24 protein-coding genes, 1 tRNA gene and 1 pseudogene are annotated in these 22,451 nt (G+C 63.7%); 18 read left to right on the top strand and 8 right to left on the bottom strand.

What is annotated here, in order from left to right; all coding sequences use genetic code 11:
* The first annotated feature begins 17 nt into the window (after positions 1 to 17).
* The 5 genes and pseudogenes from FXB41_RS06225 to FXB41_RS06205 form a co-directional block, all read left to right on the top strand.
* Positions 18 to 692 carry a poly(R)-hydroxyalkanoic acid synthase subunit PhaE gene (locus FXB41_RS06225; RefSeq protein WP_219680562.1) on the top strand — a complete coding sequence of 225 codons (675 nt, stop codon included), beginning with the start codon at positions 18 to 20 and terminating at the stop codon, positions 690 to 692.
* On the top strand, positions 689 to 1,810 hold the full coding sequence (gene phaC, locus FXB41_RS06220) for a class III poly(R)-hydroxyalkanoic acid synthase subunit PhaC (protein ID WP_219680559.1): 1,122 nt from the start codon (positions 689 to 691) through the stop codon (positions 1,808 to 1,810). Before FXB41_RS06225 ends, phaC begins: the two co-directional genes overlap by 4 nt.
* On the top strand, positions 1,810 to 3,732 hold the full coding sequence (locus FXB41_RS06215) for an acyl CoA:acetate/3-ketoacid CoA transferase (protein WP_219680556.1): 1,923 nt from the start codon (positions 1,810 to 1,812) through the stop codon (positions 3,730 to 3,732). Before phaC ends, FXB41_RS06215 begins: the two co-directional genes overlap by 1 nt.
* Before the next feature lie 139 nt (positions 3,733 to 3,871).
* Positions 3,872 to 4,663: an alpha/beta fold hydrolase gene (locus tag FXB41_RS06210; RefSeq protein ID WP_311985798.1), complete on the top strand. Its 792-nt coding sequence runs from the start codon at positions 3,872 to 3,874 to the stop codon at positions 4,661 to 4,663.
* 15 nt (positions 4,664 to 4,678) lie between these two features.
* Positions 4,679 to 5,029: pseudogene (locus FXB41_RS06205) on the top strand (aldehyde dehydrogenase family protein); the annotation flags it as partial.
* 215 nt (positions 5,030 to 5,244) lie between these two features.
* Here FXB41_RS06205 and FXB41_RS06200 read toward each other — a convergent pair.
* A tRNA-Leu gene (locus FXB41_RS06200) sits at positions 5,245 to 5,329 on the bottom strand.
* Between the two features lie 154 nt (positions 5,330 to 5,483).
* Here FXB41_RS06200 and FXB41_RS06195 point away from each other — a divergent pair.
* Positions 5,484 to 6,023: a disulfide bond formation protein B gene (locus tag FXB41_RS06195; protein WP_007597428.1), complete on the top strand. Its 540-nt coding sequence runs from the start codon at positions 5,484 to 5,486 to the stop codon at positions 6,021 to 6,023.
* A gap of 3 nt (positions 6,024 to 6,026) precedes the next feature.
* Here FXB41_RS06195 and FXB41_RS06190 read toward each other — a convergent pair whose 3' ends face one another.
* Both FXB41_RS06190 and FXB41_RS06185 read right to left on the bottom strand, forming a co-directional pair.
* Entirely contained in the window at positions 6,027 to 7,112 is a 1,086-nt protein-coding gene (locus FXB41_RS06190) for an AbrB family protein (RefSeq protein WP_219680543.1), read from the bottom strand.
* A 98-nt stretch (positions 7,113 to 7,210) separates the two neighbouring features.
* A complete protein-coding gene (locus FXB41_RS06185; protein ID WP_007597424.1) occupies positions 7,211 to 7,495 on the bottom strand; it encodes a PsiF family protein in 285 nt (94 codons plus the stop codon).
* A gap of 201 nt (positions 7,496 to 7,696) precedes the next feature.
* Between FXB41_RS06185 and FXB41_RS06180 the strand changes: the two genes are divergently transcribed.
* Positions 7,697 to 8,188 carry a hypothetical protein gene (locus FXB41_RS06180; protein ID WP_007597423.1) on the top strand — a complete coding sequence of 164 codons (492 nt, stop codon included), beginning with the start codon at positions 7,697 to 7,699 and terminating at the stop codon, positions 8,186 to 8,188.
* Between the two features lie 46 nt (positions 8,189 to 8,234).
* Here FXB41_RS06180 and FXB41_RS06175 read toward each other — a convergent pair whose 3' ends face one another.
* Positions 8,235 to 8,783, bottom strand: coding sequence for a TetR/AcrR family transcriptional regulator (locus FXB41_RS06175; RefSeq protein WP_219680540.1), 549 nt, complete (start codon positions 8,781 to 8,783; stop codon positions 8,235 to 8,237).
* Positions 8,784 to 8,893: 110 nt separating this feature from the next.
* On the opposite strand from FXB41_RS06175, the gene FXB41_RS06170 reads away from it, so the two are divergent.
* The 5 genes from FXB41_RS06170 to FXB41_RS06150 all read left to right on the top strand — a co-directional run bounded on the left by FXB41_RS06170 (position 8,894) and on the right by FXB41_RS06150 (position 11,696).
* Positions 8,894 to 9,322, top strand: a complete 429-nt coding sequence (locus tag FXB41_RS06170) for an acyl-CoA thioesterase (RefSeq protein ID WP_007597421.1) — start codon at positions 8,894 to 8,896, stop codon at positions 9,320 to 9,322.
* A gap of 3 nt (positions 9,323 to 9,325) precedes the next feature.
* Positions 9,326 to 9,802: a PaaI family thioesterase gene (locus FXB41_RS06165; RefSeq protein WP_007597420.1), complete on the top strand. Its 477-nt coding sequence runs from the start codon at positions 9,326 to 9,328 to the stop codon at positions 9,800 to 9,802.
* A 44-nt stretch (positions 9,803 to 9,846) separates the two neighbouring features.
* Positions 9,847 to 10,230 (top strand): CidA/LrgA family protein, encoded by a 384-nt coding sequence (locus FXB41_RS06160; RefSeq protein ID WP_219680620.1) that lies wholly within the window; start codon positions 9,847 to 9,849, stop codon positions 10,228 to 10,230.
* Positions 10,227 to 10,949 carry an LrgB family protein gene (locus FXB41_RS06155; protein ID WP_007597415.1) on the top strand — a complete coding sequence of 241 codons (723 nt, stop codon included), beginning with the start codon at positions 10,227 to 10,229 and terminating at the stop codon, positions 10,947 to 10,949. The genes FXB41_RS06160 and FXB41_RS06155 overlap by 4 nt, the downstream gene beginning before the upstream one ends.
* An 87-nt stretch (positions 10,950 to 11,036) precedes the next feature.
* Positions 11,037 to 11,696, top strand: a complete 660-nt coding sequence (locus tag FXB41_RS06150; protein ID WP_219680537.1) for a DsbA family protein — start codon at positions 11,037 to 11,039, stop codon at positions 11,694 to 11,696.
* Positions 11,697 to 11,775: 79 nt separating this feature from the next.
* Here FXB41_RS06150 and FXB41_RS06145 read toward each other — a convergent pair whose 3' ends face one another.
* The 3 genes from FXB41_RS06145 to FXB41_RS06135 all read right to left on the bottom strand — a co-directional run bounded on the left by FXB41_RS06145 (position 11,776) and on the right by FXB41_RS06135 (position 14,135).
* Positions 11,776 to 11,982, bottom strand: coding sequence for a hypothetical protein (locus FXB41_RS06145; protein WP_007597407.1), 207 nt, complete (start codon positions 11,980 to 11,982; stop codon positions 11,776 to 11,778).
* 82 nt (positions 11,983 to 12,064) lie between these two features.
* Complete coding sequence (locus tag FXB41_RS06140) at positions 12,065 to 13,135, bottom strand: alpha/beta hydrolase family protein (RefSeq protein ID WP_219680536.1); 1,071 nt, start codon at positions 13,133 to 13,135, stop codon at positions 12,065 to 12,067.
* Positions 13,136 to 13,163: 28 nt separating this feature from the next.
* On the bottom strand, positions 13,164 to 14,135 hold the full coding sequence (locus tag FXB41_RS06135) for a S1C family serine protease (RefSeq protein ID WP_219680533.1): 972 nt from the start codon (positions 14,133 to 14,135) through the stop codon (positions 13,164 to 13,166).
* 285 nt (positions 14,136 to 14,420) lie between these two features.
* Between FXB41_RS06135 and FXB41_RS06130 the strand changes: the two genes are divergently transcribed.
* The 6 genes from FXB41_RS06130 (at position 14,421) to FXB41_RS06105 (ending at position 21,722) form a co-directional block, all read left to right on the top strand.
* Positions 14,421 to 15,839: a M20 family metallopeptidase gene (locus FXB41_RS06130; RefSeq protein WP_219680531.1), complete on the top strand. Its 1,419-nt coding sequence runs from the start codon at positions 14,421 to 14,423 to the stop codon at positions 15,837 to 15,839.
* A 261-nt stretch (positions 15,840 to 16,100) separates the two neighbouring features.
* Positions 16,101 to 17,891 carry a peptide ABC transporter substrate-binding protein gene (locus tag FXB41_RS06125; protein WP_219680528.1) on the top strand — a complete coding sequence of 597 codons (1,791 nt, stop codon included), beginning with the start codon at positions 16,101 to 16,103 and terminating at the stop codon, positions 17,889 to 17,891.
* A 28-nt stretch (positions 17,892 to 17,919) separates the two neighbouring features.
* A complete protein-coding gene (locus tag FXB41_RS06120; protein WP_007597394.1) occupies positions 17,920 to 18,879 on the top strand; it encodes an ABC transporter permease in 960 nt (319 codons plus the stop codon).
* On the top strand, positions 18,845 to 19,762 hold the full coding sequence (locus FXB41_RS06115) for an ABC transporter permease (RefSeq protein WP_007597392.1): 918 nt from the start codon (positions 18,845 to 18,847) through the stop codon (positions 19,760 to 19,762). The genes FXB41_RS06120 and FXB41_RS06115 overlap by 35 nt, the downstream gene beginning before the upstream one ends.
* Positions 19,762 to 20,757, top strand: coding sequence for an ABC transporter ATP-binding protein (locus FXB41_RS06110; RefSeq protein ID WP_007597391.1), 996 nt, complete (start codon positions 19,762 to 19,764; stop codon positions 20,755 to 20,757). Before FXB41_RS06115 ends, FXB41_RS06110 begins: the two co-directional genes overlap by 1 nt.
* Positions 20,754 to 21,722 carry an ABC transporter ATP-binding protein gene (locus FXB41_RS06105; RefSeq protein WP_007597389.1) on the top strand — a complete coding sequence of 323 codons (969 nt, stop codon included), beginning with the start codon at positions 20,754 to 20,756 and terminating at the stop codon, positions 21,720 to 21,722. The genes FXB41_RS06110 and FXB41_RS06105 overlap by 4 nt, the downstream gene beginning before the upstream one ends.
* 31 nt (positions 21,723 to 21,753) lie before the next feature.
* On the opposite strand, the gene FXB41_RS06100 is transcribed toward FXB41_RS06105, so the two are convergent.
* Positions 21,754 to 22,401 carry an HAD family hydrolase gene (locus FXB41_RS06100; RefSeq protein WP_007597385.1) on the bottom strand — a complete coding sequence of 216 codons (648 nt, stop codon included), beginning with the start codon at positions 22,399 to 22,401 and terminating at the stop codon, positions 21,754 to 21,756.
* Positions 22,402 to 22,451: the final 50 nt, after the last annotated feature.

Raw genomic sequence — 22,451 nt, 5'->3', positions numbered from 1 at the left:
CACAAAGAGTGAGCAGCATGAGCGAGAACGACAAATCGGCTTCCGTTGATTCCGATCCCGGCCTGGAATGGGCGAAGCTTTGGCAGACGATGGCCGAATCCTCGAACCGCATGGTCGAGGCGTGGTCAGGGTCGATGGCACCGTTCATGCTGGCGCGTCTGTCGGAGAAACCGGGTGGTTTTGGCGACGGCAACGAATTGTCGGCAGCGATCGAGCGAATGGCGCAGGGGCCGCGGCTTGCCGATTTCTGGGACATCGACCGGAAAATGGCGTTGGCCTTTGGCGCCTGGATCGAGATGCGTCAGCGGCTTGCGAGCTACAATGCGGTCGCTGCCGCGCCGTGGCCTGAAGCGTCGAAGCGGTTTTACGAGACGATGTCCGCAACGGCTAGCGGTGGCTCCCCGCATCCGGAGTGGCGCGAGGCGTTCGCCAAATGGAGCGAAATCTCCAACGAGGAACTGATCCGTAACCAGCGCACCGACGGGTTTTTGCAAGCTCAGAAAGAGCTACTCCAGGCGGGGCTCAAATTGCGGAGTCGGCAGGATGACGTAGCTGAAGCGGCGTCAGCCATGTTGGGCCTGCCGACTCGCAAGGATTTCGACGACGTGACGCGGCAATTGACCGAACTCCGCCGAGAAGTCCGTACGCTCGCCCGCCAGATCCGCGACCAGAAGAGCGAAGGCGCACGATGAGCGATCAAGAGGATCAGACCTTGCGCGTCGCCCGCGACATGGCGGCCAATGCCGAGAAAATGTTCAAGGCGGCACAGCTGATCGCCAATACGCGGGATGAAGACGTCGCCATCGGCACGACGCCGAAGCATCTCGTCATGCGCCGCGACAAGGTCGAGCTGTTCCATTACGAGCCGATGGCGGAAGCGACCGCGAAGACGCCCGTCCTTTTGGCCTACGGCCTGATCGGGCGGTATACCATGGCCGATTTACAGCCCGACCGTTCGCTGGTGCGCAGCCTGCTCTCAAAAGGGCTCGATCTCTGGCTGATCGACTGGGGCCAGCCGGGCCGAACCGAGCGATGGCTGAAAATTGATGATTACGTCGATGACTACATCGAGGCCGCAGTCGACCGCATCGCGCAGGAAACCGGCCATGACAAGATCACGCTGCTCGGCATCTGCGAAGGCGGCGTCTTTACGACGTGCTACGCCGCTCTGCATCCGGAGAAGGTAAAAAATCTCGTCATCACCATCACCCCGATCGACTTCCATGCCGATGTCAAGGACAAGGCCGCGCACCACGGCTTCCTCAACCTCTGGACCCGCAGCCTCGATCCTGATGACATCGACAAGCTGGTCGATACCTACGGCGTGCTGCCGGGCGAGTTCATGAGCTCGGTGTTCTCGATGATGACGCCGATGCGGTCACTGACGAAATACAATGTCGATCTCATCGACGTCGTCGATGACGAGGCGAAGTTCATGAATTTCCTCCGTATGGAAAAGTGGCTCGCGGACCGTCCGCATCATCCTGGCGAAGCGGCGAAGCAGTGGCTGAAGGATCTCTACCAGGAGAACCGCCTGGTCGATGGCAGCTTTGAACTGTCCGGCTGTCGGGTCGATCTGAAGTCGATCACGGCTCCCGTGCTGAATGTTTTTGCGCTGGACGACCATATCATTCCGCCGGACTGCTCGCGTGCGCTCGGCGCGAAGATCGGCAGCACGGATTATACCGAAATTCCGCTGCCCGGCGGCCATGTCGGCCTGTTCGTCTCCAGCAAATCGCAGGGCAAGCTGAGCCAGAGCATTGCCGACTGGCTGGTCGCCCGCGACGCCAATCCCGGAAGTGAAGCCTGATGCGCAACAAGATCGTCGACGCCGCCGAGGCGGTGGCCATCATCCGTTCCGGTGACACCGTCGCCTCGTCCGGCTTCGTCGGCGTGGGAACGCCCGACGAGATCATCAAGGCGCTGGAGCGGCGCTTCGTGCAGACCGGAGAGCCGCGGGACCTTTCGTTGGTGTTCGCGGCGGCGCCGGGGGATGGCGCCGATCGCGGTCTCAACCGCCTGGCGCATCCCGGCCTGATCAAACGCCTGGTCGGCGGACATTTCGGCCTGGTTCCGAAGCTCGCACGGATGGCGGTCGACAATCACGTCGAGGCCTATAATCTGCCGCTCGGATGCGTATCGCATCTGTTTCGCGAAATTGCGGGGCGCAAGGCCGGGCTTCTCTCCAAGGTCGGGCTCGGCACCTTCGTCGATCCGGCCAATGGCGGCGGAAAGCTGAATGCGCGCACCACCGAAGAGCTGGTGCGGCTGATCGAAATCGATGGCGAACAATGGCTCTTCTACAAGGCATTTCCGATCAACGTTGCGATCATCAGAGGTACCACCGCCGACCACAACGGCAACATCTCGATGGAAAAAGAGGCCTTGACCCTCGACAATCTGGCGCTGGCAACGGCCGCCAAGAACTGCAAGGGGTTCGTCATCGCGCAGGTGGAGCGCATCGCCGCCTCCGGCTCGCTCAATCCGCGTCACGTCAAGATTCCGAGCGTCTTGATCGACTGCGTCGTCGTTGCGCAGCCCGAAAACCATGTCCAGACTTATGCCACTGGTTACAACGGCGCATTCTCGGGCGAATTGCGCGCGCCGGCCGATCGCAATGTTCCGATGGCGCTGGATAACCGCAAGATCATTGCGCGCCGCTGCGCCCTGGAACTGCCGATGGGCGGCGTGGTCAATCTCGGCATCGGCATGCCCGAGGGCGTTGCGTCGGTTGCCGCCGAAGAGAAGCTGTTCGACTTTGTGACGCTGACTGCCGAGCCCGGCATCATCGGCGGTATTCCGCAAGGCGGCCTCGATTTCGGTGCTTCGATCAATGCAGAATCGATCATCGACCAGAACCAGATGTTCGATTTCTACGACGGCGGCGGGCTCGATCTGGCCTGTCTCGGCATGGCTCAGGTCAATGGCCGCGGCGACGTCAACGTCAGCCTGTTCAATGGCCGCCTGGCCGGCGCCGGCGGCTTCATCAACATATCCCAGAATGCGCGCCGGCTGATCTTCGCAGGCACCTTTACCACCGCTGGGCTCAAGACGTCGGTCGTGGATGGTCAGCTCAAGATCCTCAGCGAAGGCAAGTCCTCGAAATTCATCGGCAAGGTGGATCAGATCACGTTTTCGGGCCAGCTTGCCGCAACCAACAGGCAGCCCGTTCTCTATGTGACGGAGCGATGCGTGTTCCGCCTCACTCCCGAAGGTCTCGAACTGATCGAGATCGCGCCGGGTATCGATATGGAGCGCGACATTCTCGCGCTCATGGGCTTTCGGCCCATCATCCGCGCGCCGAAATCCATGGATGTTTCGCTGTTCAGCGAAGCGCTGATGCAGCTCGACGACCGGCTGCTCAACAGGCCGCTGGCGGAGCGGCTGTCGTACGATGCCGATCGCAACACGCTGTTTCTCGGACTTGACGGCTATCGGGTCCATAGAGATGCCGACGTCGAGGTAATCCGGGCGTCGATCCTCGAACTCTTCCATCGTGTCGGACGCCGGTTTTCCGCAGTCGTCAATTACGATTCGTCTTACATCGCTCCCGACATGGCGGAGAAATGGTTTTCAATGGCCGCCGAGGTCGAGCGGACCTGCTACGATCATGCCTCGCGCTACACCACCAGCGCATTCATGCGCCTGAAGCTCGGCGACGCGCTGGCCCGCCGCGATGTCGCGCCGCATATCTTCGAAACCTCGGCCGACGCCCACCGGTTTGTCGAATAGACCGATGGAGCTGAAATCCACCGAGTTGCGCCCCGCGGACTGGCCTGAAGGACGGCAGAGGGCGCCCGACCGCACCGGATCGGTGCGCGGGCTGACCCGGCGCAGCTTCCATCGCATCGCATTCACGGATTGGGGGCCCGTGCCCGCGGTGCGGCCGGTGCTCTGCGTCCATGGGTTGACCAGAAACGGCCGGGACTTCGATCACCTCGCCGCAGTTCTCGCCAGCGCGGGTCGGCGCGTCATTTGCCCGGATTTGCCTGGCCGGGGACAAAGCGAGCGGCTGCATGACAGCAGCGATTACGCGTTGCCGCAATATTGCAGCGACATGACCGTGCTGATGGCAGCGCTTGATGCAACGGAAATCGACTGGGTTGGAACGTCGCTGGGCGGCTTGATCGGGATGGTGCTGGCTGCCCTTCCGGGCAGTCCGATCCGTCGCATCGTCATCAACGATATTGGGCCTTATCTGCCCTGGACCGGATTGCTTCGCCTCGGCGCCAATCTCAACGATGCGCCAAGATTCTTTGAGACGATCGAACAGGCCGAAGGCTACTACCGGCGGGTTCTGGCTCCGTTCGGGCGATTGGAGGATGCGCACTGGCGGCATCTGACGACGCATAGTGTGGTCTGGAGCGCGGAGGGACGCTGTTTCAGGCCGCTGTGCGATCCGAATATCGCCCATGCCTTTCGAAATCCTTGGCACTACAGCGTCGATCTCTGGAAATACTGGGACGCGATCGACGTCCCCATTCTTGTGATACGCGGGCAGCAATCGGATTTGCTTTCAGAAGGCGTCCTCAAGGACATGATGCGGCGCAATCGCAATGTCCGCGTTCACACCGTCGCGGACTGCGGGCATGCGCCGGCCCTGATCGCTGATGACCAGATCGAGGTCGTGACACAGTTTCTGAGCGGCAACGACCCCACTTAACGCTGAGCGCTTCAGGTGTTGGCGGATGCCACGTCGGACATGTTGGTCTTCCGCGAGGAAACTTTCGGCCCGGTCGCGCCTGTATTGCGCTTCAAGACTGAAGAGGAAGCAATCAGGCTTGCGAACGATACCGAGTTCGCACTTGCGGCCTATTTCTACGGCCGCGATATCGGACGGGTCTGGCGCGTTGCCGAAGCGCTCGAGTACGGCATCGTCGGTATCAACGAAGGCCTGATCTCGACCGAGGTTGCACCGTTCGGCGGCAAGGAGAGCGGCAACGGCCGTGAGGGTTCGAGATACGGCATCGAGGACTATCTGGAAATCAAGTACCTCTGCATGGGTGGAATCCAGAGTTGTGCCACTTGAGCGGCTGCCGGCATCGCGGATCACGCAAGGGCGGCAAAATTCCCGTTTCCGGCCCTAGCTTGAGTGAGGAGCGAGCAGCCACCGAGGGAATTAGTCGCAACATTCAGCGGTCAGTTTTCTTCATTCGGAATATCAAAATTCGCGGCGAAAATTTTTCCGAGAATCCGGAATCGAGGCTGCCGAATAAGTCATTGTTATAATTTATATTCTAGACTTGGTGCCCCTGGCCGGAATCGAACCAGCACTCCTTGCGGAACTCGATTTTGAGTCGAGCGCGTCTACCAGTTCCGCCACAGGGGCCCTCGGTCGGCCCTAAGCAGGCGTCGCGAAGCCGGCGGACTATAGCCATGGACAAAGCGGGGTCAACCCGCGCCAAAGTGATCCCGGCCGTTCTCGACAGCCGCATGAGCCGGCGTTACAGCCTTGGAAAGCGACCCATCGAAAAGAGGCTGCCGTGACGACCCAGAGTGCCGCAATACCTGCATTCAAATCGGCGGCCACCAGCCCGGCTCTGACTGCCTCGCTCGCTGTGACCCTGATTGCGGCCGCCACGATCGCGGGCGCCTGGTTCTTCCAGCTCGTGCTCGGGATCGTGCCCTGTCCGCTCTGCCTGGAGCAGCGTTACGCCTATTACCTCGCGATCCCCCTCGGCCTGCTCATCGCACTCGCGGCGCGGGGCGGTGCGCCGAGGCCGCTGCTGCTCGCGGGCCTTGCGATCCTTGCGCTGGCGAGCCTCGCCAATGCCGGGCTCGGCTCCTATCACGCCGGCGTCGAATGGGGCTTTTGGAAGGGACCGACCGACTGCTCCGGTCCCGTCGTCAATCTCGGCAGCGCCACCGATCTGCTGTCGCGGCTCGACACCGTGAAGGTGGTCCGCTGCGACGAGGTGCAGTGGCGCTTCCTCGGCCTCTCGCTTGCCGGCTACAACGTGCTGATCTCGCTCCTGATGGCTGCGATCGCCGCATGGGGCTTCGTTGCGACGGCGAAGCGCTGAGGCTCAATCATCCACATCGTCCTGCGTCCGGCCGAACAGGTGCACGATGCCCGGCGTCGCGATCGTCACGAAGACGAAACGCGAGAGGTGATGTGCGCCGACGAAGATCGGGTCGATGTGCAGCGTCAGGGCCAGCGCCAGCATGGCGTCCATCGCGCCGGGGGCGTAGGCGACCACGACATCAGAGAATTTCACCTGCGTGGTGAGCGCCACGATGCCGACGAAGATCGCGGAGACGGCGATGGCGACGGCAAACGAGCCCAGCGCCGCGTTGATGTGGCCGGCGAGCGTCTTGATCCGCATCCGCGCGAAGCGGCTGCCGATCAGGGCGCCGATGCCGACCAGCGCCACGCCGCGTACCCAGTCCGGCAGGCCGCCCTCGACCCAGCCGGCGCCATGCAGCACGCTTGAGCCGATCATCGCACCGAACATCCAGCTCGCCGGAAACTTGATCAGCCGCAGGAGGAGTGCCGCGGCCAGCGAGGCCGCGACGAGTTCGACCAGGTCGAGCGGCGAGGCAATCGTCGTCGTCAGCGACGGCGCGACGGAGGGTGCGACGCCGGCGAACGCCAGCACCATGGGCAGTGCCGCGGTGAGGATGATGACGCGCATGGTCTGCACCACCGCGATGCCCGGCAGGTCGGCGCCGCGCTCGACCGCCAAGATCGTGATCTGCGACAGCGCGCCGGGGCTGCCGGCGAGGAAGGCCGAGGTGCGGTCCCAGCCGTGGATGCGCTGGAGATAATAGCTGGAGCCGAAGGTCGAGCAGAAGGTCGCGAGCGCGAGCAGCCCGATGGTGAGCGGATAGGCACTGACCTGTTGAAGCAGGTGGCGCGAGACGACTGATCCTAACGAAATGCCGAGCAGCACCAGCACGGTCTGAGTCAGGATCGGCGGCAGCGTCAGCTGGCGACCGGCGATCGCGGCGACCCCGACCGCGATCATGGAGCCCGAGATCAATCCCCCCGGAAGGCCCGCGAGCAGAAACACGAGGCCTCCGGCGGTGCCAATGACGAGGGTTTCCACCGTGCTCAAGATCTTGGCACGGCTCGGCCATTCGAACGGCAGGGAGGCGGTGATTTGCTTCACACCACCTTATCGCAAATCAGCGAGAGGCGCACAATTGCGGCCACGTCATGCCGCAATGCGCGCGCCTCTCGCCGAAGCCGCGAGCAGGGGGGAAGGACTTACTTCTTGTCCGCAGCCGGCGCGGCCATGCCGGCCTTGGCGGTCTTGATGCATTCGGAGCGGAATTTCTTGCGCTCCTTGCCGTGCAGGCCCTTGGCGTCGGCCTGCTTGGAGCATTCGAGCGACTCGGCCGAGTGCTCCTTCGGTGCCTTCTTGTCCATGGGGGCGGCGGTTGTGGTCTTGGTGTCGGTCTTTGCTGCCGGCGCGGCGGTCTGCGCGAAGGCAGTGCCGGTGGCGAGAAGGGAGGCGAGAGCGACGACGGCGAGGCGAGATGTGAAGGTCATGGTGCTGCACTCTTCTTGCGGGAATTGCGAAGGGCGCGAAAGTCGGCTGGCGTTGCTGAACGCGACATGAATAATTCGAACGTGGAGGGTCACTATATTTTGGCGGCAGCAGCCATCGCTTCCTTGTCGCGAGCGGGCAGCACGCTAGGATAGCAATCCTCGGTTCACTTCCCTCGGGGGAAGATCAAGGAGGAGACAAGGATGACCATTCAATCAAAGTTGCTGTGTGCAGTTGCGCTGTCGGGCTTTGCCGCGCTGGTGGCAAGTGCGCCGGCGCAGGCGCTGACCTCGCAGGAGTGCAGCGCGAAATACCAGGCCGCCAAGAAGGACGGCTCGCTCGGCACCACGAAGTGGAACGACTTCCGCAAGGCCCAGTGCGGCGCGGACGCGACGCCAGCGGCTGCGCCGACCGCGGCCGCTCCTGCTGCGCCCGCCGTTCCTGCCGAGCCGAAGCAGGCGAAGAAGGAGGCCGCCCCGGCTGCTGCGCCGACCCTGCCGGCCGGCCCCGCGATCTATCCGAACGCGGTCGATCCGAAATACGCCAAGGAGACCCCCGGCAAGGGGCGCCTGCACACCTGCGTCGACCAGTACAACGCCAACAAGACCACCAACGGCAATGGCGGCATGAAGTGGATCGAGAAGGGCGGCGGCTATTACAGCGAATGCAACAAGAAGCTGAAGGGCGCCGCCTGACGCTTCAAGACGACACAGAGGCCGGGGCCAAGCTCCGGCCTCTTGCTTAATCCAGTAGCTTCTCGGCCGATTTCGCCACGAGCTGCGATCGCTTGCGCGGGCCGCGCTCGACGAACAGCAGGCTCTGGCCGAAGATGAAGCAGTAGAACAGGAAGGCCTGCGCTTCGGCTGCCTCGGTATCGAGGCCGGTCGCGCGATAGAGTTCGGCGACGTGCTTCAGCCGCGCCGCGTCCACGTTCGCCACCGCTGTCGCGGCGCCCTCGTCCGAGCGGGCCCATTGCCGGATCGCAAGCTCGATTGCCATCCCGTCCGGATTGAGCCGCTCGGAATAGAGTTGGATCACCGCCCTCAGCCGTTCACGGGGGTCTTGGCCATCGAGACTCGTCTGCTGCGCGATCGCCGTTGAGCGCCCCACGCGCCAGCGTTCCAGCATGGCACCGAGCAGCGCGGCACGGTCGGCGAAGCGGCGATAGAAGCCGCCCTTGGTGACGCCGAGGTTCTTGGCGAGCACCTCGACCCGCACCCCCTCGACCCCCGATCGGGCGAGCTCGGTGAGCCCTGCCTCGACCCAGACATCGCCTTTGCCGTCACTCATGCGGGAAGCCTCGCCGATTCTTGATACGGTGCCGTATTGCTAACGCGGGAGGAGGTTGATACGCTACCGTATCAATAACCAAAGGTGGGAAAGAGCCAGGGGGAATTGCGATGGAGCAGGAGGCGACCTATCGCGGCACGGTCTATCCGTGGCAGTGCGATCACGTCGGCCACATGAACATCATGTGGTATGTCGGCAAGTTCGACGAAGCCAACTGGAATCTGTTCGCCCGCCTCGGGCTCACGCCGAGCTACCTGCGCGGCTCCGGCCGCGGCATGGCCGCCGTGCAGCAGAACATCACCTACAAGCGCGAGCTGCTCGCCGGCGACATCGTCGAGATCCGCAGTCACCTGCTCGAGATCCGCGACAAATCGATCCGCTTCCGGCACGACATGACCAATGCCGAGACCGGCGAGATCGCCGCGTTGTGCGAGATCACGGGCGTGCACATGGACCGCAGCCTGCGTAAATCTGTGCCGTTCACGGATGCCATTCGCGAGCTCGCTTTGAGGCATCTCGCCGAGCCCGCGGAGGCCTGAGCCATGGCCGCATACGAGCCGAAGAACCCGGGTTATCGCGCGGCTGCCATCGCCATGTTCGACGGCCAGCCGGCGATGCACACGCTCGGCATCGTGATCGTCCGCCTTGCGCCGGGCGAGGCTGAACTCGCCATGCTGCATTCGCCGGCCCTCACACAGCAGAACGGCTTTGTCCACGCCGGCATCATCACCGCAGGGCTCGACAACGCCTGTGGTGTCGCTGCCTTCACCCTGATGCCGCGCGAGGCCGATATCCTCACCGTCGAGTTCAAGACCACGCTGCTCGCGCCGGCACGGGGCGAGCGTTTCGTCTTCAAGGCAGAGGTGGTCAAGCCCGGCCGCACGCTGACCTTTTGCGAGGCCAAGGCGTTTGCCGAGCACGAGGGCAAGGTCACGTTGATCGCAACGATGACCGGGACGCTGATGGCGATGCTGCCGCGCGTTGCCGCTTCGCACGAACCGCGCACGCCCGCTGCATAGCGGTGATTGACAAGACGGCCGGCGCATCCCTTGATGCCAAGATCATGCTTGCAAGTCTTGGTCTCATTCTGCTCTGCCAGTTGATCGGCGAAGCCATCGTGCGCAGCCTCGGCTTGCCGATGCCGGGCCCGGTACTCGGCCTATTGCTGCTCCTCATTCTGCTGCTCGCGCGCGACCGCTTTGCGCTTCTCGCGCGCGGGCCGCTGCGCGATGATGGCGTCGAGACGGCCGGCAAGGGTCTGCTCGCGCATCTGTCGCTGCTGTTCGTGCCGGCCGGGGTCGGCGTCGTGCAGAAGCTCGATCTGTTCGCGTCCCACGGCATCGCCATCATTCTCGTGCTCGCGCTGTCGGTGGTCGTCACGCTGCTCGCGACCGTACTCACCTTCCGCCTGGTCAGCCGCCTGTTGAGGCAACAGGACGCGCGATGAAGGACAATCCGTTCTCGCTCTGGGTCTATCTCTCGCAGTCGCCGTTGCTTTGGTTGACCGTGACGCTGCTGGTCTATGCCGGCACGGACGCCGTGTCGCTGGCGACTCGGCGTCATCCCCTCGCCAATCCCGTGCTGCATGCGATGTGGATCGTCGGCGCCTTCCTGCTGCTAACCGGCACCTCCTACACGACCTATTTCGCCGGCGCGCAGTTCGTACATTTCCTCTTGGGGCCCGCGACGGTCGCGCTGGCCGTTCCCCTCTACGAGAACCGCAAGCGCGTCCTCGCCTCGATCGCGCCGATGCTGGTGGCGCTGGTCGCGGGATCGGTCACCGCCGTGGTGTCCGTGGTGTTGCTGGCCGAGTTCGCCGGTCTGCCGCGCGACGTGGTTTTGTCGCTCGCGCCGAAATCCGTCACGGCCGGCGTTGCCATGGGCATCGCCGAATCCCTGCACGCCGATCCCTCGCTGGCCGCGGTTGCAGTCATCCTGACCGGGATCATGGGCGCGATCATCGTGACGCCGTTGATGAACCGCACTGGGATCAGCGATTTCCGCGCCCGCGGCTTTGCCGCCGGCCTTGCCGCGCACGGGATCGGGACCGCGCGAGCGTTCCAGGTCGACGAGATCGCCGGCGTCTTCTCCGGGATCGCCATGAGCCTGAACGCTTTGGTGACCTCCTTCCTGGTACCCTTGGCGGTCACGCTGCTGGTGCGATGACATCGGCGCCGCGACACTCTATATGATTTGTAACAATTCCCAGTCTCGAACCGTATCGACGGAGATGGGACCGAAATGGAACGAGATATGGTTGGATTCAGGAACAAGGGCCTTGTGCCGACGCGGCGCGCGGCGCTGACGCTGATCGGGGCGGGCGCCCTTGTCGCCGGTGGGATCACCGCGGCGCGCGCGGCGACCGACGAAGACGAGGTGCTGACCGAAGCCAAGGTGCTGCGCGACCCAGATGTTCCCGTCGCCGGCAATCCTGACGGGAATATCAGCATCATCGAATGGTCCGACTATAACTGCCCCTATTGCCGCAAGCTCGAGCCCGAGTTGCGTCAGGTCATCCAGGACGACGGCAAGGTCCGGCTGGTGATGAAGGACTGGCCGATCCTCGGTCCGGTTTCGGTCACGGCGGCGCGGACCGCGCTCGCGGCGAAATTCCAGGACAAATACCACCAGGCCCATGACGCCATGATGGGCGTCAGCTCGCGCCTGACCGATCCACGCATCAACGAGTTGCTCGCGGCCGCCGGCGTCGACATGGATCGGTTGAAGCGCGATCTCGGAGACCACGCCAAGGACATCGACGCCGTGCTCAAGCGCAACAACGAGCAGGCCGAAGCCTTCGGTTTCCGCGGCACCCCGTCCTTCATCGTCGGCAAGTACCGCGTGCCGGGCGTGCTCAGCATGAACGAGTTCGAGCAGGTCATCGCCGACGCCCGCAAGGCCAAGATGAACTGAGCCGAGCGATATTCACCGCATACGAAGGCGCCGCCGCGGACCCGCGACGGCGCCTCATTTCATTCATGATACCACGTCGTTACTTCGAGGAGATGCGGACCCAATCTTTGTGCGCGCGATCGCGCAGCGCTTCCCAATCGGCCTTTGCGACATCCCAGTTTACGATGGTGCGATTGGTCGTCGCAACCTCGCCATTAGCAACCGACGACGTCTGCATGGAGTCATAGACATACACGCTGCAGGCAAGCAGCAGCGCGCCCAAAATCATTCCAAGAAACATCCGCATGGCGAAACCTCCGATGACGGGCGATAACGTCGGCCCGGAATGATAGTTCCGCGGCAGTACGGCGCAGGTAAGGACGATCCGTTCACGCTTCATTCAGCCACTGCACCAGCTCCGCGTTGATCTCGCGAGGATAGGTGTGGCTGAGGTCGTCGATCTCGCGATAGGTGACATTCGCGCCGGCGGCGGCGAGGGCCGCCTGCGTTTGCCGCGCGGTCTGTACCGGAAACATCCAGTCGAGCTTGCCGTGTGCGATGAAGATCGGCAGGCGCTGCAGGCGTGTGGCGTCAGCCATCTCCGCCATCAGCGGATGGAAGGTGGCCGACACCGGCGCGAGATGCGTGAAGGGCGAGGCGCCGTCGAGCCCGGTGACGTAGCAGAAGGTGCCGCCGTCGCTCATGCCTGTCAGCAGCATGCGCGAGGCGTCGACGGTCCAGCGGCTGCGCACCGTATCGAGAATGCGCATGAAGTTGGGCGTGTCGGAATCGTCGCCCATCAGGGCCCAGGTCGGGCCGGTCGCGGTCGGCGCCACCAGGATCGCACCAAGACTGCGGGCATCGCGCAGCCAGCTCCACAGAAAGCCGCGGCCATTGCCGCTGCCGCCATGCAACGCCATCACCAGCGGCATGGCGCGATCGGGAGTGTAATATTCGGGCACGTAGACCGAAAAGCCACCGCGGCTGCCGGGCTCGTTGTCATCGTGGATGATGCCGGTGTGCGCGTCCGCGCCGGCTTCGAGTCGCGACAACAGGTCGGCATTCTCGCGATTGGCGGAGTTGAGGAAGAAGCTGCTCACGGGCGGAAACTGCACGGCCAGCGGATAGAGTGCCTCCTGCGCGCGCGGGACGTGGCGCAGCGCGCGGAAGACGGCGACGAGATCGCCATTGCCACGCTCGACCTCGCGCAGGCCGGCAAAGGCGGCGAGCGTCTCGTCGCAGGCCCGATCGAGCCGCTCGCGCAGTCCGGTGAACTGTTCCGGCCATTCTCCGATTGCCGCGCGCACCGTTTGCAACGCCTCGTCGGGAGCGCCGATCGCGTTCATCACCGAGCCGAAGGCCGGCGGGTGCAGGTTGCGCTGAAAGAAGGCGAGCGCCTCCAGCGCATTGAGCAGCGGCGGCAGCACGGCCACGATATCGTCAACGACGGCCTCGCTCATCGTCGTTTCCTTGCTTCAGTTCGGCTTGTCAGTGCAGCTTCGGCGCCTTCAAGAGCTTGAAGCGATCGGTCGAGGTTACCGTGACGTCGAAGGTGACGCCTTCATGATGTACCGTCAGCGGCACGTCGACGCCGGCAGCGCCGAGGCTCCACAGCTTCTTGTAGAAGCCGGTCTGGCTCGTGACTTTCTCGCCGTCGACCGCGAGGATGACGTCGCCGGTCTTGAGCTCGGCAAGGGCGGCCGGACCGTTGGCGGAGATCCCGATCACCACCACGCGGTTGTCGATCTCGGTCGAAAAGAGTCCGAGCCACGGCCGTGCCGGCTTGTTGACGCGACCGAACTTGCGCAGATCGTCCAGGATCGGTTTCAACAGGTCGATCGGCACGATCATGTTGACGTGCTCGGCCTTGCCGTCGCGCTCGCGTTCGAGCTGGAGCGAGCCGATGCCGATCAACTCGCCGCGCTCGTTGAGGAGCGCCGTGCCGCCCCAGTTCGGATGCGCGGGATGGGTGAAGATGGCCTCGTCCAGCAGATATTCCCAGTAGCCCGCGAATTCCTGCTTGGCCACGATCTGGCTCGCGACCGAACGCGTGCGTCCGCCGGCGCCGCCGACCACGACGCGGTCGCCGAGCCGGGTCTCGGCCGAGATGCCGAGCGGCAAGGGGTCGACCTCGAGCCGGCCGAGCGCCTGCACCAGGCCAAAGCCGGTGACGGCATCGAAGCCGAGCACATGTCCCTCCACCACGCGCCCGTCTCCGACATGCAGCCACACCGACTCTGCTTCGGTGATGAGGTAACCGATGGTGAGCACCAGCCCGTGGTCGATCACGACGCCGTTGCCGGCGCGCTCGGTCCCCAGCGTCTCGGCACTGAAGGCGTCCGGCGGGATGATGGCATGCAGGCCGACGACGGAGGCGAGCGCGCGGTCGAGATCGAAATCATAATCGCTCGCCCGCGGCTGATTGGCCGGCGGCACTCTCCATTCGGTCAGAGCGGGCATGGAGTTCTCCTGGCTGAGAGCATCGCTCCGCCGTGGCTAGCGGAACGACACGCGAAGCACCGATAATTTAGGCCGGAGGAGGCCGTCTTGAAAGCCTCGTTCCCAACTATTCCAGAGAACGCCGTATGAAATCTTTGAAAGGCACAGGACCGGTTCATGCACGGGTCGGTCGGGCGGCTCTCCGGCATTGACCGCATGGCTGCTGTCCGGCGAGGTGCTAGGCGCCGTACAATGAAGCTGCTAACCATTGCCGCTTCGTTTGACCCAGGGATCACGGACCGAAGCATGGACAACCGCAGCGACATCTGGCGTGGCATCGACACGATCAAGGCACGTTTCATCGACCTCAGCGACAAGGTCTGGGGCATGCCCGAGGTCTGCTACACCGAGGCGCGGTCCGCCGCAGAACATCTCGCCGAGTTGCGTCATCAGGGTTTTCGCATCACCGAGCAGCTCGCGGGCATTCCGACCGCGGTGATGGGCGAATGGGGCGAGGGCGGACCGGTCATTGCCTTCATGGGGGAATATGACGCGCTGCCGGGCCTGAGCCAGGAGGCGGGCGTCGCGGAGCATCGTCCGGTCGAGACCGGCGGCCACGGTCATGGCTGCGGCCACAATCTGCTCGGTTCCGCAGCTCTCCTCGCCGCGACCGCGGTGAAGGACTGGCTCGCCGAGAACAAGGTGCCGGGCCGCGTGCGCTATTACGGCTGCCCCGCCGAGGAAGGCGGCGCGGCAAAAGCGTTCATGGTACGCTCCGGTGCATTTGAAGACGCCGACATCGCCATCACCTGGCATCCGCACAGCTTCTGGGAAGTCGCGGTGACGCCGTCACTCGCCAACACCCGCGCCGATTTCATCTTCACCGGCCGCACCTCGCATGCGGCAGCCTCGCCGCATCTCGGCCGCTCCGCGCTCGACGCTGTGGAGCTGATGAATGTCGGCGTGAACTATATGCGCGAGCACATGCCGAGCGACGCGCGCGTGCACTACGCGCTGCTCGACACCGGCGGCATCGCCCCGAACGTGGTGCAGGCGCATGCACGCGTGCGCTATTCGATCCGTGCCCGTGATCTGCCCGGCATGAACGAGCTGGTTGGACGCGTGAGCAAGATCGCGGAGGGCGCGGCGCTCATGACCGAGACCAAGGTCGAGATGAAGATCATCTCCGCGGTCTCCAACATCCTGCCGAACACGCCGCTGGAGCAGGCGCTGCACCGGGTCATGGAAGAACTCGGACCGCCGCATTTCGACGACGCGGACAAGGGCTTTGCCACGGAGATCCGCGCGACGCTGAGCGACAAGGACATCGAGTCGGTCTATTACGCGATCGGCATGGAGCCGACCGACGGGCCGCTGGCTGACTTCCTGGTGCCACTCGATGCCAAGCGCAATCCGCTGGTCGGCTCGACCGACGTCGGCGACGTGAGCTGGGTCGTGCCGACCGTGCAGGTCCACGCACCCACGGTTGCAATCGGCACGCCCTTCCACACCTGGCAGGTGGTCGCGCAGGGCAAGAGCGCGCATGCGCACAAGGCCATGGTGCAGGCCGCTAAGGCGATGGCCGGCATCGGCATCAAGGCGCTGACGGACCCGGAGCTGATCAAGGCTGCCAAGGCTGACCTCGAGAAGCGGACGGCCAAGACGCCTTACGTCTGCCCGCTGCCAGACCACGTCGCGCCGCCGCTCGACATGTCCGTGGCGTAGAATTTCGCCTCGATACTTCGTCTGATGCGGCGACCAAATTTTCTGCAGTGCAGCGCGGAATTCAGCGTGTTTTGATGCTGGATTGCCGAACGGATGGGCTGCGGAATATGGTTTTGCCCAACAGACAGTCAGAAGACCGTTTGCATACACACGGTCGCAGTTGACGCGCACCCCATTCGGTGTGCCATCTACCGCCAGCCAATCCCGGTGGTCGCCTCGCGCGACCGCCTGCATCCATACGGGAACCAGACGGGGACAACCATGCTGGATAAAGAACTGCGTTCGATGATCGGTGACGTGAAGGACGGGCGGATGGATCGCCGCGGCTTCATTCAGCGCCTGGCTGCCGTGGGTCTCACCGCGCCTTTGGCCAACCAGATCCTCGCGCTTGGTGGCGTCGCGATGGCCGAGGGCGCCTCGACCTACAAGCCGAGCAAGCGCGGCGGCGGTGGTGCGCTCAAGCTGCTGTGGTGGCAGGGGCCCACCCTGCTCAATCCGCATTTTGCCACCGGCACCAAGGACCAGGACGGCGCGCGCCTGTTCTACGAGCCGCTCGCCTGTTGGGATCCCGACGGCAACATGAAGCTGGTTCTGGCCGCCGAAATTCCCTCGATCCAGAACGGCGGCCTCGCCGCTGACGGCAAGTCGGTGACCTGGAAGCTCAAACCCGGCGTCAAATGGCATGACGGCACGCCGTTCACAGCCGACGACGTCGTCTTCAACTGGGAATATGCCAAGGATCCGGCGACCTCCGCACTGACCATCGCGACGCTCCGCGACATCACGGTCGAGAAGGTGGACGACCTCACGGTCCGCATCCTGTTCAACAAGCCGACGCCGTTCTGGGCCGACGCTTTTGTCGGGGCTCCCAATACCATCATCCCAAAACATCTGTTCAAAGACTATATGGGGTCCAAGTCGCGGGAGGCGCCGACCAACCTCTCGCCGGTCGGCACCGGCCCCTACAAGTTCGTCGAATTCAAGCCGGGCGATCTTGTCCGCGGCGTGATCAATCCCGATTATCACATGGCGAACCGGCCCTATTTCGATTCGATCGAGATGAAGGGCGGCGGCGATGCCGTCTCTGCCGCGCGCGCGGTGATCCAGACAGGCGAGTATGATTTCGGCTGGAACATTCAGGTTGAGGACGACGTGCTGCTGCGCCTGGAGAAGGGCGGCAAGGGAAAGACCGTCTACGCCGTCGGCGGCGACACCGAATTCATCGCGCTGAACTTCACCGACCCCAACACCGAGGTCGATGGCGAACGCTCCTCGATGAAGACCAAGCACCCGCTGTTTTCTGATCCAGCGGTGCGCAAGGCGCTCTCGCTGCTGATCGATCGCGAGTCGGTCAAGAAGGCGATCTACGGCCGCGCCGGTCGCACCACCGCCAACTTCCTCAATGGGCCCGAAAAATTCGTGTCCAAGAACACCTCGTGGGAGTTCAGCGTCGAGAAGGCCTCGAAGATCCTCGACGATGCCGGCTGGAAGCCGGGCGCCGACGGCATCCGCGAAAAGGACGGCAAGAAGCTCAAGCTCGTCTATCAGACCTCGATCAACGGGCCGCGCCAGAAGACGCAGGCGATCGTCAAGCAGGCCTGCCAGAAGGCGGGCATCGACGTCGAGCTGAAATCGGTCGTCGCCTCCGTGTTCTTCTCCTCCGACGTCGGCAATCCCGATACCTATTCCAAGTTCTACGCCGACATGGAGATGTTCCAGATCCCGCTGAGTCAGCCCGATCCGTCGCAGCACATGCGTCGCTACCTTTCGAACCTCGTTGCCACCAAGGAGAACAAGTGGCAGGGCACCAACTTTCCGCGCTGGGTCAACAAGGAGTACGACGCGACCATCCAGGCCGCCGACGGCGAGATGGATCCGGTCAAGCGCGCGGCGCTCTACATCAAGGCCAATGATCTCATGTACCAGGACATCGTTTTCATCCCGGTGCAGCACCGCCTGAAGGTCGAGGCGGCCGCCAACAATCTGCGCCCGGTGGTTTCGGGCTGGGCCAACGAGACCGACAATTTGTTCGACTGGTACCGCGAAGAATGATCACGCACGCCTAGAGCGGTCCTTCTTCATGAGCCAGTATGTCCTGCGTCGCCTCCTGATCGCGATTCCGAGCCTGCTCGGAATTTCGCTCGTGCTGTTCGTCGTGCTCGCACTAGCCCCGGGCGATCCCTTCTCGGAGCTGGCGACCAATCCGAACGTGCCGCCCGAAGTCGCTCTCGCGCTTCGGGCGAAGTTCGGCCTCGACGATCCGATCTACCTTCGTTACCTGCACTGGCTCAACGCCATGCTGCACGGCGACTGGGGTTTCTCCTTCGTCAGCCGGATGAACGTCGACACGCTCATTCTCCAGCGACTGCCAACGACGCTCTATGTGATCGGCTCGGCGCAGATCCTGGCGCTCCTGATCGCGATCCCGGTCGGGGTCTATGCCGCAACGAAACCTTATTCGCTGTTCGACCAGGTCGCCAACACGCTCGCCTTTGTCGGCTTCTCGCTGCCGACCTTCTTCACCGGCATCCTGTTCATCCTGATCTTCTCGGTCACGCTGGACTGGCTGCCTTTCGTCTACACGACCGACATCAAGGGCACGGGTATTCACTGGGTGCTGGAGATGATCCGTCAGGCGATCATGCCGGTGGCGGTGCTCGGCCTGTTCCAGGCTGCCTCGATGACGCGTTTCGTGCGCTCGGCGATGCTGGACGTGATCCGGCTGGACTACGTCACCACCGCGCGCGCCAAGGGCATCGGCCAGCGGCGGGTGATCATCAAGCACGTGATGCGCAACGCGATGATCCCGGTCGTCACGCTGATTGCGTTGCAAATCCCGGCGGTGTTCGGCGGCGCCATCGTCACCGAGCAGATTTTCCGCATTCCCGGCATCGGCTCGCTGCTGATCTCCTCCATCCTTTCCAACGACACGCCGGTGGTGATGGCCGTCACCTTCGTCTTTGCGTGCCTGGTCGTGCTGTTCAACCTCATCGCGGACGTTCTTTATGGCTGGCTTGACCCTCGCATCTCCCTCCGCTGAGCGGCGCGTCTACTCGCCCTGGCGCGAGACGTGGCGGCGCTATAGCCGCCACAAGCTTGCCGTCGTCAGCGCGTTCCTGCTCCTCGTTCTGATCCTGGCGGTGGTGGTCGGCCCCTTTATCTGGCGGGTCAAGATCGACGACATCGACATCGTGGCGGGCATGCAGGGGCCGTCGCTGGCCCATCCCTTCGGCACCGACGATCTCGGGCAGGACATCCTCGCCCGCATGATCTATGGCGGGCGCATCTCGCTTGCGGTCGGCCTCGCGGCGATGCTGGTCTCGGTATTTGTCGGGGTGCTGATCGGCGCGCTCGCCGGCATGTCGCGCGGTGCGCTCGGTCATGGGCTGATGTGGCTCACCGATCTCTTTTTGTCGCTGCCGCAATTGCCCCTGCTGCTGCTGCTGATCTATCTCTTCCGCGATGGGCTGAAGGCCGCTTTCGGCCCCGAGGGCGGCATTTTCATCCTGATCGTGCTCGTGATCGGTGGCTTGCGCTGGATGCCGGTCGCGCGCCTCGTCCGCGCCCAGTTCCTGTCGATCCGGGAGAAGGAATTCGTCGAAGCCGCGCGCGCGCTCGGGGCAAGCCCGGTGCGGCAGGTGGTGCGCCATATCCTGCCCAATGCGCTGGGTCCGGTGATCATCGCCGGAACCATCGACGTGGCCGCAGCCATCATCGCGGAATCGACACTGTCCTTCCTCGGCCTCGGCTTCCCTCCGGATACGCCGACCTGGGGCCGGCTGCTTTATGACGCGAAAGACTTTCTCGACATCGGCCCGCACTGGGCGCTGTTTCCGGGCGGCGCGATCTTCATCGCGGTGGTCGCCATCAACTTCATCGGCGACGGCCTGCGTGACGCGCTCGATGCGCGGCGGGTGATCTGATGGCGCCGTTGCTCGAGATCAAGGGACTGAAAACCCACTTCTCCACCGACGACGGCATCCTCCAGGCCGTCGACGGTGTCGATATCTCCATTAACCGCGGCGAGACGCTCTGCGTCGTCGGCGAATCCGGCTGCGGCAAGACCGTCACCGCGATGTCGATCCTGAAGCTGATCGCGATGCCGCCGGGTCGCATCGCGGCAGGCGAGATCATTTTCGAAGGCCGCGATCTCGTGCCGCTGACGAGCAGTCAGCTCGACGAGATCCGCGCCAAGGAGATCGGCTTCATCTTCCAGGAGCCGATGACCTCGCTCAATCCGGTGCTCACCATCGGCGAGCAGATCGCCGAAAGCCTGCGCCGCCATGAGAACGTCACCAGGAAACAGGCGCTCGAGCGCACCATCGAGATGCTCAAGCTGGTGCAGATACCCAATGCCGAAGGCCGCGTGCACAACTATCCCCATCAGTTCTCCGGCGGCATGCGCCAGCGCGTGATGATCGCGATGGCGCTTGCCTGCAAGCCGAAGCTGATCATCGCCGACGAGCCCACCACGGCCCTCGACGTCACCATTCAGGCGCAGATCCTCGATCTGCTCCAGGACATGAAGGAACGTTTCGGCATGGCGGTGATGCTGATCACCCATGCCATGGGCGTCGTCGCCGAGACCGCGCAACGCGTCGTCGTGATGTATGCCGGCAAGGTCGTGGAGGAGGCGTCTGTCGACGAGCTCTTCGGTAATCCCGGCCATCCCTATACCCAGGGACTGATCCGCTCGATCCCGCGCATCGATCTCGACAGCGAGCACAAGGTGCGGCTGGAGGCGATCGGCGGCTCGGTGCCGATCCTGATCAATCCGCCGGTCGGCTGCCGCTTCGCTCCACGCTGCCGCCACGCCATGAGCGTCTGCACCGAGAGGGAGCCGCTGCTGCGCGAGATCGCGCCAGGCCACCGCATGGCCTGCCATCTGGGAGATACGCAGTTGGGAGGCACAGCATGACCGAGCCCTTGCTCCGCGTCAGCGGCCTGAAGAAATATTTCCCCGTGCACGGCGGCCTGCTGTCGCGTCAGGTCGGCAGCGTTTATGCCGTCGATGGGGTCTCGTTCTCGGTCAACCGCGGCGAGACGCTCGGCCTCGTCGGCGAATCCGGCTGCGGCAAGTCGACGACCGGACGCTGCGTGCTGCGCCTGATCGAGCCGACCGACGGCGAGGTCGTTTTCGACGGTCAGGATGTCCGCCAGCTCGGCGGCAACGATTTGCGCGCGATGCGGCGGAACATGCAGCTTGTGTTCCAGGATCCGTTCGCCTCTCTCAATCCGCGCATGACGGTCGGCGCCATCCTCGGCGAAGCCCTCGTCATCCATAAGCTCGGCTCATCGGCCAAGGAGCGTGAAGATCGCGTCGCGAGCCTGCTGGTGAAGGTCGGGCTCAAGGCCGAGCACATGCGTCGCTATCCGCATGAATTCTCCGGCGGTCAGCGCCAACGCATCGTGATCGCGCGTGCGCTCGCAGTCGAGCCGAAACTGATCGTCTGCGACGAACCGGTGTCTGCGCTCGACGTCTCGATCCAGGCGCAGGTCATCAACTTGCTGGAAGATCTCCAGGCCGAGCTGAACCTCACCTATCTCTTCGTCGCGCACGATTTGTCGGTGGTCGAGCACATCTCCGACCGCGTCGCGGTGATGTATCTTGGCCGTATCGTCGAGCTCGCCAAGGCCAGCGACCTCTACCGCAATCCGCAGCATCCCTACACGAGGGCGCTGTTATCAGCGGTGCCGGTGCCCGATCCCAAGCTCAAGCGCGAGCGCATCCGCCTCAAGGGCGACGTTCCGAGCCCGATGAAGCCGCCGTCGGGCTGCCACTTTCACACCCGCTGTCCCATCGCCCAGCCGCGTTGCGCAGAAAGCGCACCGGAGCTGAAGGAAGGAGCGGGCGGGCACTTCGTGGCGTGCCATCTCGCCTGACGCCTGACGCCGAGAAATGCGGAGCACGCATTCATGCTTGAAGCAGGCCGTGCTCCGAAAGGGCCTGCCTGAAAGCCTCAACCGAGGTGTGGTGATGCGCGAACAGACCCGCCTCTCGCGCGCCGGCGACATTGGGCATGAGATCGTCGACGAACAGGACGCTCTCCGGTTTGACGTCGAGCTCCGACAGACAAAGGCGGAAGCAGCGCGGGTCCGGCTTCGCCGTCTTGAACCGGGCCGAGGCATAGATTCGGGAGCCGAACAGCGGCGGCAATTCCGGCAGCAGCGCAGCGATATGGTCGGCGACCAGCGTGGTGTTGTTGGTCAGGACGGCAATGTCGATGGTTTGCCGCAAGCTGCCGGCAATCTCCAGCATCGCACGATCGGCCTGCATCGAACGGCGTCGCGCCTCGATCCACTCGTCCAGTGACAGCGGATAGCCGATGCGGTCGCCGAAGCCCCGCAAATAGTCCGCGGCGTCGAGAGTGCCGGAATCGCCGAGCAGCTCGAAGCCGCTGTCCCAGATCGCCTTGTGGACGGATTCGCTCGTGGTCCCCGCAAGCTTCGCCAGCCATGCGACACGCTTTGCCCTGTCGTAGTCGCAGAGGACATTGTCCATGTCGAAGAGGACGAGTTTGATTTTACCAGTCACAGCAGCACTCTCGGATTGGCCGACCATCCGGCCGTGATCCAAGCCATACCGCGCTGGAGCGCGGGCGACAAATCCGG

The organism is Bradyrhizobium canariense, assembly GCF_019402665.1.
Taxonomy (GTDB): domain Bacteria; phylum Pseudomonadota; class Alphaproteobacteria; order Rhizobiales; family Xanthobacteraceae; genus Bradyrhizobium; species Bradyrhizobium canariense.
This window is presented reverse-complemented; position numbering and strand designations above follow the sequence as displayed.

Bases quoted from the DNA above. Each gene is read 5' to 3' on its own strand.
- FXB41_RS06160 (WP_219680620.1), top strand. From the start codon at position 9,847: ATGCTTGCAAGTCTTGGTCTCATTCTGCTCTGCCAGTTGATCGGCGAA.
- FXB41_RS06130 (WP_219680531.1), top strand. From the start codon at position 14,421: ATGGACAACCGCAGCGACATCTGGCGTGGCATCGACACGATCAAGGCA.
- FXB41_RS06115 (WP_007597392.1), top strand. From the start codon at position 18,845: ATGGCTGGCTTGACCCTCGCATCTCCCTCCGCTGAGCGGCGCGTCTAC.
- FXB41_RS06170 (WP_007597421.1), top strand. From the start codon at position 8,894: ATGGAGCAGGAGGCGACCTATCGCGGCACGGTCTATCCGTGGCAGTGC.
- FXB41_RS06180 (WP_007597423.1), top strand. From the start codon at position 7,697: ATGACCATTCAATCAAAGTTGCTGTGTGCAGTTGCGCTGTCGGGCTTT.
- FXB41_RS06215 (WP_219680556.1), top strand. From the start codon at position 1,810: ATGCGCAACAAGATCGTCGACGCCGCCGAGGCGGTGGCCATCATCCGT.
- FXB41_RS06120 (WP_007597394.1), top strand. From the start codon at position 17,920: ATGAGCCAGTATGTCCTGCGTCGCCTCCTGATCGCGATTCCGAGCCTG.
- phaC (WP_219680559.1), top strand. From the start codon at position 689: ATGAGCGATCAAGAGGATCAGACCTTGCGCGTCGCCCGCGACATGGCG.
- FXB41_RS06110 (WP_007597391.1), top strand. From the start codon at position 19,762: ATGGCGCCGTTGCTCGAGATCAAGGGACTGAAAACCCACTTCTCCACC.
- FXB41_RS06185 (WP_007597424.1), bottom strand. From the start codon at position 7,495: ATGACCTTCACATCTCGCCTCGCCGTCGTCGCTCTCGCCTCCCTTCTC.
- FXB41_RS06135 (WP_219680533.1), bottom strand. From the start codon at position 14,135: ATGCCCGCTCTGACCGAATGGAGAGTGCCGCCGGCCAATCAGCCGCGG.
- FXB41_RS06150 (WP_219680537.1), top strand. From the start codon at position 11,037: ATGGTTGGATTCAGGAACAAGGGCCTTGTGCCGACGCGGCGCGCGGCG.
- FXB41_RS06100 (WP_007597385.1), bottom strand. From the start codon at position 22,401: ATGGTCGGCCAATCCGAGAGTGCTGCTGTGACTGGTAAAATCAAACTC.
- FXB41_RS06105 (WP_007597389.1), top strand. From the start codon at position 20,754: ATGACCGAGCCCTTGCTCCGCGTCAGCGGCCTGAAGAAATATTTCCCC.
- FXB41_RS06140 (WP_219680536.1), bottom strand. From the start codon at position 13,135: ATGAGCGAGGCCGTCGTTGACGATATCGTGGCCGTGCTGCCGCCGCTG.
- FXB41_RS06175 (WP_219680540.1), bottom strand. From the start codon at position 8,783: ATGAGTGACGGCAAAGGCGATGTCTGGGTCGAGGCAGGGCTCACCGAG.
- FXB41_RS06125 (WP_219680528.1), top strand. From the start codon at position 16,101: ATGCTGGATAAAGAACTGCGTTCGATGATCGGTGACGTGAAGGACGGG.
- FXB41_RS06155 (WP_007597415.1), top strand. From the start codon at position 10,227: ATGAAGGACAATCCGTTCTCGCTCTGGGTCTATCTCTCGCAGTCGCCG.
- FXB41_RS06165 (WP_007597420.1), top strand. From the start codon at position 9,326: ATGGCCGCATACGAGCCGAAGAACCCGGGTTATCGCGCGGCTGCCATC.
- FXB41_RS06145 (WP_007597407.1), bottom strand. From the start codon at position 11,982: ATGCGGATGTTTCTTGGAATGATTTTGGGCGCGCTGCTGCTTGCCTGC.
- FXB41_RS06225 (WP_219680562.1), top strand. From the start codon at position 18: ATGAGCGAGAACGACAAATCGGCTTCCGTTGATTCCGATCCCGGCCTG.